Source organism: Streptomyces sp. NPDC000151 (genome assembly GCF_040301705.1).
GTDB lineage: Bacteria > Actinomycetota > Actinomycetes > Streptomycetales > Streptomycetaceae > Streptomyces.
This window is the reverse complement of record NZ_JBEPFC010000296.1, coordinates 1-1,917: the sequence shown is the minus strand read 5'-3', so window position 1 is coordinate 1,917 and position 1,917 is coordinate 1. Positions and strand designations below refer to the sequence as shown.

1 protein-coding gene and 1 pseudogene are annotated in these 1,917 nt (G+C 78.1%); one reads left to right on the top strand and one right to left on the bottom strand.

The window, feature by feature from the left end; genetic code table 11:
* The first annotated feature begins 379 nt into the window (after nucleotides 1-379).
* Nucleotides 380-1,507, top strand: a complete 1,128-nt coding sequence (locus tag ABT381_RS35660; protein WP_351602245.1) for a glycosyltransferase family 4 protein — start codon at nucleotides 380-382, stop codon at nucleotides 1,505-1,507.
* A gap of 48 nt (nucleotides 1,508-1,555) precedes the next feature.
* Here the strand turns inward: ABT381_RS35660 and ABT381_RS35655 are convergent.
* A pseudogene (locus ABT381_RS35655) lies at nucleotides 1,556-1,828 on the bottom strand (PucR family transcriptional regulator); the annotation flags it as partial.
* Nucleotides 1,829-1,917 lie beyond the last annotated feature (89 nt).

Below are 1,917 nucleotides of genomic sequence, written 5' to 3'. Positions count from 1 at the left end.
TGGCCCACGCCGCCGCGCTGACCGCCGCGGCGGCCTCGGGGGACGGCGTCAGCCGCGCCGCCGCGGGGGGCGTGCTCACGGGGTAGCGTGCCGGGGCCGCCGGGGACCGGGGGGCTGACGGAGACGGCGGAGTCGGCCGGGCCTGCCGACCGCCGCCCGCGCCCTGCCGACCGTCGCCCGCGCCCTGCCGACCGCCGCCCGCGGTGCGGCCGTACGAAGACCGACATGATCACCCGTGTGAGTGGTCCCGGCGGGCCCCGGCCGCGCAGCCGCAGCACAACGGCTTGTCATCGGTGCCGCACGGACGGCGCGGGCTGGCATGCTGGGCGCATCCCGCCCGCCCCACCGGACCACGCCGACCCAGGAGCCCGACGCACTCGTGAGCAGCACACCCACCCCGCCGCCCGCACCGTCGCCGCTGCGCACGGTCCAGGTGCTGGGCCGCGGCAGCGCCGGCAGCGCGGCCCATGTGCACGCGCTGTCGGCGGGGCTCGTCGCGCGCGGGGTACGGGTGACGGTCTGCGCGGCGCCCGACGCCGAGGACGCGTACGGCTTCACGGACGTGGGCGCGGGATTCGAACGGATCCCGCCACGCACGGACCCCGGGAGCATCGCCGCGCTCCGCGCCGCCTGCGCGGACGCCGACCTCGTCCACGCGCACGGCCTGCACGCCGGGCTGCGGGCCTCCCTCGCGCTGCGCGGCCGGCGCGTCCCCCTCGTCGTCACCTGGCACACCAAGGTGCACAGCGAGGGCGCGCGGGCACAGGTGACGCGCCTGCTGGAGCGCCGGGTGGCGCGTGCCTCGGCGGTCGTGCTCGGCTCGTGCGCCGAACTGGTGAGCAGGGCCCGCGAGCGGGGCGCCCGCGACGCACGTCTGGCGCCCCCGGCGGGGCCGCGCCCGCGGAGCGCTGAGGAGTACGCGCGGGAGCTCGGGCGGCGCGAGAAGCGGCGTGCCGAACTGGGCGCGGTCGGGCGCCCGTTGCTGCTCGCCGTCGGTCGGCTGGACGCGCACCAGGGCCACGAGGTGCTGCTGGACGCCGCGCACGGCTGGTACGGCCTGGACCCGCAGCCGCTGCTGGCCATCGCGGGGGAGGGCCCCCTGCGGACCGCCCTTCAGCAGCGGATCGACGCGGAGGGGCTGCCGGTACGGCTGCTCGGCCGGCGCGAGGACGTCCCCGGGCTGCTCGCCGCCGCCGACCTGGTGCTCGTGGCGGGGCGCTGGGAGGCCCGCTCGGTACTCGCCCAGGAGGCGCTGCGCGGCGGCGTCCCGCTGGTCGCCACGGACACCGGCGGCACCCGCGAACTGGTCGGCCGGGCCGCCGAACTGGTCCCGTACGGCGATGCCCCGGCCCTCGCCCGCACGATCGTGGAATTGCTCAACGATCCGGCCCGGCGGGCCGAACTCGCCGACGCCGGACGCGCCCAGGCCGCCGACTGGCCCACCGAGGACGACACGGTCGCCCAGGTCCTGAGCGTGTACGACGAGCTGGCGCAGCGTCAGGGCTGAGGGGCACGACGCCCCGGCTCCGCCCTGGCCCGCGGCGCCCGCCTGCCGCTACCCGTGCTCCGTATGCCGCCGCGCGTGCAGGGCCAGCCGTAGCCCCAGTACCGTCTGCGGATCGTCCAGGTCCGTGCCCAGCAGCTGGGAGATGCGGGCGAGGCGGTCGTACAGGGTCTGGCGGTTGACGTTCAGGTCGCGGGAGGTCTCGGCCTTGCGGCCCGCGCTGGCGAGGTACGCCTCCAGGGTGGGCAGCAGCGGCTGGCGCGCGGTGCGGTCGTGGGCCAGCAGCGGGCCGATCGCGCGGTCGACGAAGTCCGTGAGCGCCGGCGCCGCGCCAGCCGTAGGCCAGGCCCGCCAGCAGCGGCGTGCACATCGTGACGTAGCTGAGCGGGCTGGCGGGCGAGGCCGTGAAGAGC